The 8879-nt window shown below is 41.9% G+C and carries 9 protein-coding genes; 8 read left to right on the forward strand and 1 reads right to left on the reverse strand.

Annotation, left to right across the window (positions count from 1 at the left end):
* Positions 1-381: 381 nt before the first annotated feature.
* The 8 genes from hemA (at position 382) to CXF78_RS03440 (ending at position 8267) form a co-directional block, all read left to right on the forward strand.
* On the forward strand, positions 382-1632 hold the full coding sequence (gene hemA / locus CXF78_RS03405; protein WP_011636205.1) for a glutamyl-tRNA reductase: 1251 nt from the start codon (positions 382-384) through the stop codon (positions 1630-1632).
* A gap of 14 nt (positions 1633-1646) precedes the next feature.
* Complete coding sequence (gene prfA, locus CXF78_RS03410; RefSeq protein ID WP_011636206.1) at positions 1647-2732, forward strand: peptide chain release factor 1; 1086 nt, start codon at positions 1647-1649, stop codon at positions 2730-2732.
* A gap of 9 nt (positions 2733-2741) precedes the next feature.
* Positions 2742-3596 carry a peptide chain release factor N(5)-glutamine methyltransferase gene (gene prmC, locus CXF78_RS03415; RefSeq protein WP_059744790.1) on the forward strand — a complete coding sequence of 285 codons (855 nt, stop codon included), beginning with the start codon at positions 2742-2744 and terminating at the stop codon, positions 3594-3596.
* Between the two features lie 124 nt (positions 3597-3720).
* Positions 3721-4116 carry a SirB2 family protein gene (locus tag CXF78_RS03420; RefSeq protein ID WP_011636208.1) on the forward strand — a complete coding sequence of 132 codons (396 nt, stop codon included), beginning with the start codon at positions 3721-3723 and terminating at the stop codon, positions 4114-4116.
* Between the two features lie 10 nt (positions 4117-4126).
* Entirely contained in the window at positions 4127-4915 is a 789-nt protein-coding gene (locus CXF78_RS03425) for a transglutaminase family protein (protein ID WP_059744788.1), read from the forward strand.
* Between the two features lie 193 nt (positions 4916-5108).
* The gene (locus CXF78_RS03430) at positions 5109-6356 is read left to right on the forward strand and encodes a DUF819 family protein (RefSeq protein ID WP_011636210.1); all 1248 of its coding nucleotides are present in this window, start codon (positions 5109-5111) and stop codon (positions 6354-6356) included.
* Positions 6357-6373: 17 nt separating this feature from the next.
* The gene (gene kdsA / locus CXF78_RS03435; protein ID WP_011636211.1) at positions 6374-7225 is read left to right on the forward strand and encodes a 3-deoxy-8-phosphooctulonate synthase; all 852 of its coding nucleotides are present in this window, start codon (positions 6374-6376) and stop codon (positions 7223-7225) included.
* Positions 7226-7394: 169 nt separating this feature from the next.
* Positions 7395-8267, forward strand: coding sequence for a DMT family transporter (locus CXF78_RS03440; RefSeq protein WP_102035979.1), 873 nt, complete (start codon positions 7395-7397; stop codon positions 8265-8267).
* 94 nt (positions 8268-8361) lie between these two features.
* Here the strand turns inward: CXF78_RS03440 and CXF78_RS03445 are convergent.
* Positions 8362-8879: ketopantoate reductase family protein (locus CXF78_RS03445; RefSeq protein ID WP_145991367.1), on the reverse strand; the 518-nt coding region annotated here is incomplete at its 5' end.

Raw genomic sequence — 8879 nt, forward strand, 5'->3', positions numbered from 1 at the left:
CCCTTGAAGTTCCCATGCTTTGGCTTGAGCCGCATTGGTCACATTGATAGGGCTAAAATCTTCAGATGGTGTGACACTACAACCGGCTAAGACAAGCAACACGGTAACGAGGGCGATATGAAATAAAGATGCAGATAAACGCAATGGATTGCCTAGCAGTTGCTTAAGATGTTCTTATGATACTGGGCTTAAGCCATTATGTAAAAATCCTTTTGCCAAAATTAATGTGATATTAATGTATTGGTTTACATAATAGATATGTGATCAATAAATAAAAATTTAGACATTTATTCCGTTTTGTTAAGCCAATTGTGTTTTTAGTTGGTTCAATTCAGTAGAATAGCCTAATTAACGTCACCGAAAAGAACTTGATACCGTCTAATGAGCCTAGTAATAATCGGGATAAACCATAAAACCGCCACGGTAGATTTGCGTGAAAAAGTCGCTTTCTCTCCAGACCGCATTCATGATGCCATGAAAAGCTTGGCCAGTCGCACCCGCACGGGTGAGGCTGTTATTGTGTCTACCTGTAACCGTACTGAGCTATATTGCAATAATGCTGAAAAGGAAGACATTATTGAATGGTTAGAGGATTATCATGGTTTAGATCATAACGATTTAATGCCGTGTATCTATGCTTATGAAGAACAAGTAGCCGTCAAACATTTAATGCGGGTAGCATCGGGTTTAGATTCTCTGGTGCTTGGCGAGCCGCAAATTTTAGGGCAGGTCAAACAAGCGTTTGTAAAAGCCAAAGAAGCTGGCACTATCGCATTAACGATTGATCGTTTATTTCAAAATACTTTTTCTGTGGCTAAAAAAGTACGTACAGACACTGAGATTGGTGCCGCAGCAGTTTCTGTTGCCTTTGCCGCTGTTAGCATGGCGAAGCATATTTTCTCATCATTGAGCACCACTAAAGTGTTACTCATTGGCGCCGGAGAAACCATTGAATTAGTTGCCAAGCACCTTAAAGATAATGGTGTTGCTTCTATGGTGGTGGCAAATCGTACTATTGAACGTGCTCAAGCCATGTGTGAAGAGTTTAATGCGACCGCAATTACCCTAGAACAAATACCAGACTTTCTCCCTAAAGCCGATATCGTGATATCCTCTACCGCCAGCCCTTTGCCTATTTTAGGTAAAGGAATGGTCGAAAAAGCGCTAAAACAGCGTCGTCACCAACCTATGTTGTTGGTGGATATTGCAGTTCCAAGAGATATTGAAGCAGAAGTCGGTGAGTTAGACGACGCATTCCTTTATACTGTAGACGATCTGCATAGCATAATTGAACAGAACATGGCTTCACGTAAAGAAGCCGCCGAGCAAGCAGAATTAATTACTGAAGATCAATCACACATATTTATGGAGTGGATTAGGTCTTTAGAGTCAGTCGACAGTATTCGCGAATATCGCAGCCAGAGCTTGGCTATTAAAGATGAATTAGTTGAACGTGCCTTGAATAAATTATCTCAAGGCAGTGATAGTGAACAAGTGATACTTGAGCTAGCCAATAGGCTGACCAATCGTTTGATACATTCACCGACACAAGCGCTCACTTCAGCAAGCCGTCAAGGCGATTTGAATACGTTAGGCCAATTAAGATCTGCGCTTGGTTTAGATAAAAACTAAGGTTAGCGAGCTAAATGAAAGAATCCGTTATCCGCAAGCTTGAAGGCTTGCTCGAGCGTAATGAAGAAGTATTAGCGTTACTCAGTGATGCTACCGTGATTTCGGATCAAGACCGTTTTCGTGGATTATCAAAAGAATATTCTCAACTTGAAGATGTTGTCAGTAGCTTTAAGGCATTTCAACAAGCTCAAAAAGATTTCGACTACGCCAAAGAGATGCTTGAAGAAGACGATCTTGAAATGCGCGAAATGGCGCAAGATGAGTATAAGCAGTCAAAGCAAGTGCTAGAAAAGCTTGAAGATGAATTACAAGTTTTACTATTGCCAACAGATCCTAACGATGACACCAACGCGTTTCTTGAAATTCGCGCCGGTGCAGGTGGTGATGAAGCAGCTATTTTTGCTGGTGACTTATATCGTATGTATTCACGTTACTGTGAAGCCAACCGTTGGCAAATGGAAGTCATGAATGTGAACGAAGGTGAACATGGTGGCTTTAAAGAAATCATTGTTAAAATAAGTGGTGACGGTGCTTACGGTAAATTAAAGTTTGAGTCTGGCGGACATCGTGTTCAACGTGTGCCTGAAACTGAATCTCAAGGCCGTGTACATACTTCGGCTTGTACTGTTGTAGTATTGCATGAAGTACCAGAGGCTGAAGCAATTTCGATTAATGCAGCAGACTTAAAAGTTGATACTTTCCGTGCGTCTGGTGCGGGTGGTCAGCACGTTAACAAAACCGATTCTGCTATTCGTATTACCCATATTCCATCTGGCATTATTGTTGAGTGTCAGGATCAGCGCTCACAACATAAAAACCGTGCCCAAGCGATGAGTGTATTGGCCGCGCGTATTCAAGCGGTTGAAGATGAAAAAAGACGTAGCGCTGAAGAAACAACCCGCCGTAGTTTAGTGGCCAGTGGTGATCGTTCTGAACGTATTAGAACGTACAATTACCCACAAGGTCGCGTAAGTGATCATCGTATCAACTTAACGCTATATCGCTTGAATGAAGTCATGGAAGGCGATTTAAATGTCTTGCTTGATCCTATCATGCTAGAACATCAAGCAGACATGCTTGCAGCGTTAGCTGACGATTAAGGAGTGCTCTTGACTCAGTCTTCGTATTCAACAATTGCTGAAGCCCTGCAATGGGCTTATTCACAATTAGCTGCAACCTCTGAATCTGCACATGTAGATGCAGAGGCATTGCTATTGCATTGTATGAATAAAAATCGCAGTTTTTTATACACTTGGCCTGAGCGTCAGCTGACCAGTGAGCAATTTAAAGCTTATAGTCAGATGATTACTAAGCGTCAAAGTGGCACTCCGGTTGCGCATATTATTGGTGAGCGAGAGTTTTGGTCATTACCCTTCATTGTTAACGACTCCACCCTTATTCCACGACCTGATACTGAAATTTTAGTAGAGACTGCACTGAACTTATCTGTGCGTCACAATGCCAAAGTATTGGATTTAGGCACTGGAACGGGGGCCATTGCATTGGCTCTAGCGTCTGAGCGCCCAAAATGGCGGATTACTGCCATTGATAATGTGCCTGAGGCTGTCGAGCTTGCTAAAGCTAATCGCGGTAATCTTAATTTAACCGAAGTCGAAATTATCCAGTCGGATTGGTTTTCAGCGGTAGAACAGCGCGATTTTGATTTAATTGTGTCGAATCCTCCTTACATTGATGAAGCCGATGAGCATCTTCATTTAGGCGATGTTCGCTTTGAACCGCAAAGTGCACTCACCGCAGGTAATGAAGGTTATGCTGACTTGTATTACATTGCAGAGCAAGCAAGGGCTCATTTACTGCCCGGTGGTTACTTATTGCTTGAACATGGCTATGAGCAAGCAATCAAAGTACGTGAAAAACTGATTGAACTGGGTTATCAAAATGTCGCCACAGTACGAGACTTTGGCAGCAATGATCGATGTACGCTAGGACAATGGGCTGATTGATAATCCTGCCTTACTCGGCATTTCCCTTCTAAGTAAATAACACTCATCGCGATATTGGTATGTGGCTGGTTGATAGAGTAAACTAGCCACCTTTTATTTTGACCTTTTTAATGAGACTTAATTAATGGAAACATTTTACAGTTTATATCCAGCGGTAAAGCATACTCACATGATGCTAGTTGCCATGAGTGTGATCTTTTTTATCGTGCGTTTTGTTTTGCATTTACGCCAGTCTCCTATTATGGAAAAAAAGTTTGTTAAAGTGGCGCCACATGTCATTGACACCTTTTTATTACTATCAGGCTTCACTCTTTGCTTTATGATCAAACAATATCCTTTTGTTGATCCATGGATGACAGAAAAAATCATCTGTGTTGCGGCATACATTGCTTTAGGCATCATGGCACTTAAATCTAACCGTAATAAGCTGTTTAAGTTTTTTGCTTTTATCGGTGCAATTGGTTGGGTAGTGTTAGCGGCCAAACTGGCTCATTTTAAACAAGTCGTATTCATGGGTTAATTGGTTTTTAATGGCAAAATATCATCTTGATGATGCAGTTTCGATACCTGAAACTGCATTTGAACTCTCTGAACATCTCGGCTTTTCAACCTCAAAACCTGCTATGTGGGCATGGTATGAAATGGCTGGTTCGGTATTGAGTCACTATGTTGTTGACCAACAAGCACGGCTTGAAGGTCTGTTTAAGTGGTTTTACAATGATTTAGGCTTTTGTGCTCGCGATGACTATTTTAGTGTCGAAGCAGCAGATTTAAGCTATTGCGTGTTAAAGCGTCAAGGTAACAGCACTACGTTATCAATATTATTAATTTTATTGGCTAAGCAGCTCGACTTAACACTCGAGGCGGTTTTATTACCCGGTAATACGGTATTAAAAAGCCAAGTGAATGATGTTATTAGATACCATGACCCGCTTACGGGTAAAGAGCTTAGCCGTCATCAGTTGCATGCATTTGTGCGCGGTGAATTGGGTAATGCGGCTAAATTAAAGCCGAGTCATCTAAAAACTGCCACGCTAAAACGTTTAATTAGCCGCATGTTGCACGAGCTAAAAGCGGGTTGCATTGTCAGCCATAAGTTTGAACCGGCAATGGAATGCTGTAATTTATTATTACAATGGCACCCAGATGATGTTCATCTTAATCGCGAACGAGCGTTTATTGCGCAGCAATTAGGTTGCATTAAAGTGGCCATGTCTGATTTACAGCACTTCATTGATTTGAGTCCGCATGATCCGGTAATTGAACTGGTTAAGATTCAATTAAAGGAACTCAGTCAACATATGCAGGTTTATCATTAATTATGTGATATTACCTGCCGAACAGGCCGCTTTGGGTTAACTCAAAGTGGCTTAAGTTCGCAAGTCGGGCGCCAGCAAGCTTAGTTTTAAAAGCTCTGCTGCGAAATCATGCGATTTGAATCACCACTGATTTTCGCAATAACAATCACAATAACAACAAAAAATATAATGTATTTGTAAGGGAGAACACTGCATGACAACGTCAGCAATGGTGAGCAATGATGCCACCGCACTGGGTATACTCGCCGTTATTTTAGGTTTTGTTTTTTACACTAGTTCATCTACCCATCCGTTTTGGCAAAAATTCTATAAATACATTCCAGCATTATTACTGTGCTATTTCTTACCTTCATTATTAAATACGTTTGGCGTGATTGATGGTCATGCGTCACAACTGTATTTTGTTGCTTCGCGGTATTTATTGCCTGCGTGTTTAGTGTTATTGATTTTAAGTGTCGATTTAAAAGCCATCCTGAGTTTAGGCCCTAAAGCGGTAATTATGTTTTTAACCGGCACGCTGGGTATTGTTATTGGTGGACCGATTGCACTATTAAGCGTATCAATGATTGATCCATCATTACTAGGTGGCAATGGCCCAGATGCCGTATGGCGCGGTATGACAACCTTAGCGGGAAGTTGGATCGGTGGCGGTGCCAACCAAGCCGCAATGAAAGAGATTTATGAAGTCGGCGGTGAGATTTTCTCAGTGATGGTGACTGTCGATGTCATTGTGGCCAATATCTGGATGGCAGTACTGCTGTTTATGGCATCAAAAGCCAAAGAGATTGATGCCAGAACGGGTGCAGACACCACCGCGATTGAAGCACTAAAAGAAAAAGTAGAAAAGTACCACGCCGAGAATTCACGTATTCCGTCGCTTCGTGACATCATGCTAATTGTGGCTGTTGGGTTTGGAGTGACAGGTTTTGCCCATTTTGCGGCAGATTTCTTAGGGCCTTTCTTCGAAGCCAACTATCCATGGACCGAAGATTACAGTTTAACCTCTAAATTCTTCTGGTTAGTGGTAATTGTGACCACTATCGGTTTAGGGCTTTCGTTTAGTCCTGTACGTCATCTAGAAGCGTCAGGCGCCTCTAAAATCGCTTCTGCATTTTTATATATTTTAGTCGCGACTATTGGTTTACATATGGATGTGTCTAAAGTTATGGATACGCCGATTTATTTCTTAATCGGTATTGTGTGGATGTTAGTGCATGCAGGATTAATGTTATTGGTTGCTAAACTCATTAAAGCGCCATTGTTTTATATGGCAGTGGGCAGCCAGGCAAACGTGGGCGGAGCTGCATCGGCGCCAGTGGTGGCTGCTGCATTCCATCCTGCATTAGCACCTGTAGGGGTGTTGTTGGCAGTATTCGGTTATGCATTAGGTACTTACATGGCATGGCTATGTGGTCAGTTATTACAAATTGTCGCAGTGTAATGCGCTAAGAGGATCAAATGGATCAAAAAATTATTCAGTTATCTAATAACGTTCAAGTCGCTAACGATAAGCCGTTCGTATTATTTGGCGGTATGAATGTGCTTGAATCGCGCGATTTAGCGATGTCGATTGCGGAGCATTATGTGGAAGTTACCCAAAAGCTTGGGATTCCATATGTGTTCAAAGCGTCTTTTGATAAAGCGAACCGTTCATCGGTTAACTCATACCGTGGACCGGGTATGGAAGAAGGTCTGCGTATTTTTGAAGAAATAAAATCAACCTTTAACGTACCGATGATCACCGATGTGCATGAAATTCATCAGTGTGCGCCAGTCGCTGAAGTTGTCGATATTATTCAATTACCTGCATTCTTAGCGCGTCAAACCGATCTTGTTGTTGCAATGGCGAAAACCGGTGCGGTGATCAATGTGAAAAAACCACAGTTTCTAGCGCCGCATGAAATGCGCCACATCATTACCAAGTTCAACGAAGCGGGTAATGACAACATTATCTTATGTGAGCGTGGCAGTAGTTTTGGTTATAACAACCTCGTGGTCGACATGTTAGGCATGGACGAAATGAAGCAAACAGGTTATCCGGTGATTTTTGATGCCACCCATGCACTACAACGCCCTGGTGGACGTGCTGATTCTGCTGGTGGCCGTCGTGCACAAGCCACCGAACTTGCTCGTAGTGGTATGGCATTAGGTCTAGCAGGTCTATTTATTGAAGCTCATCCCGATCCTGATAATGCAAAATGCGATGGCCCATGTGCGCTACCACTGCATTTATTAGAGAAATACCTAACGCAGATGAAAGCGGTTGATGAATTGGTTAAATCATTTGAGTTTATTGATACTAGCAAGTAAACCATCAATGGCTTTGAATAACTGAAACATCGGCAAATTGATTTTTAATCAATTAGACACTTAATCAGTGTCTTTTAATGGCCGTAAACAGTAATCTAATTGCCCTTGTATAAGCCCTGACTTTTTACCAAGTTTCAGGGCTTTTTTATGTAATGAGCAATAGTTAATTATGTGGATCATGTTTACCTTCCTCGCTGCGTTTATGCAGGCGTGGCGCAATGCGTTTCAAAGTAAACTCAGTAAAGAAGTCAGTGTTGCAGGTGTTACCTTAGCTCGATTCATTTGGGCAGGCCCCATTGCTGCGTGTTATCTGTATGGTTTACATCAATATCAACCTAGTGCATTACCTGAGTTTACAGGGACATTTTGGGGTTTTGTTATTGGTGCATCATCGATGCAAATTCTAGCAACAGGCTTGATGGTTAAACTGTTTAAAATGCAAAACTTTGCGATTGGTGCCGGGCTGGCTAAAAGTGAAGCATTAGTCGCAGCAATACTTGGGGTGCTATTTTTCGGCACACAATTATCCTTATTAGGCTGGATAGGCGTTGTTATTGGCGGCTTAGCAATAATGTTGTTAAGCAGCAAACAAGGTTTTAAACAGCTCTCAGTTAAAACAGTCTTGTTAGGGCTTGCGTGTGGCAGTGCTTTTGCGTTGACTTCCCTATGGGTACGCGAAGCAAGTTTAACCCTACAAGGGCCATTTACGCATCGTGCTGCATGGGTATTACTGTGGGTTATTGGCTTACAAACAATCGTGCTAATAGGCTATTTGCTGGCAAAAGATAAATCGACTTTAGCGGCGTTGTGGCAACGACCAACATTAACCTTATCAATTAGTATTACTAGTTGTATCGGTTCAATTGGTTGGTTTAGCGCAATGTCGTTGCAGGCTGTGCCTTATGTCAAAACACTAGGCCAGATTGAGGTGTTTTTTACCTTGATGATCGCTGTTTTTTGGCTTAAAGATAGAGTTAAAATTAACGATGTAGCGGGTTTGATTTTAATCGCAATAGCAGCTGTTTTGGTCATGTGGAGCTAAATCCAGTAGCGAATAATTATCAGTCTACATATTCTTATTTGGACTGATGTACCCCATCATTTAAATTGAGTTGATGCGAGTGGTAGCATCGCATTCAAGATTGACTCAGTTGTAAAACCTTGTCGACGAGATATTGATTCTTGGGCACTTTAAGATGATGCGCCTTGGCTTGCTGGCAAATATAGCCATTTATCTCATTAATTTCAGTCGGTCTATTGTGGGCGATATCTTGATACATAGATGAGAAGTTTGCCGAGGTTAACTCAATCACTTGATAAACCCGCGCTCTAACAGCTGCCTTATCTAATATGATGTCATCATATTTAGCCACTTCGACTAGCTCATCGATAATGGCACTGATCTGTGATTGATATTCTGTTGCTGCCAATTGACCATTAGCACACTGATTTAATGCGGTTAACGGATTTATTACTGCATTAATGGCTAGCTTTTGCCACAAGACTGGTAATACAGGCTGATACCATTCAATCGGCTGATTGTCACTTTGCAGATGAGATATGCGCATCTTTAACGCTGTCGACATAGCTGAACCACAATAATGTCCTAGCTGAGTTACGCCAAACCCACTGTGCTTTACCTGCCACTGACTTA

Source organism: Shewanella sp. 11B5 (assembly GCF_002836795.1).
Taxonomy (GTDB): Bacteria; Pseudomonadota; Gammaproteobacteria; order Enterobacterales; family Shewanellaceae; genus Shewanella; species Shewanella frigidimarina.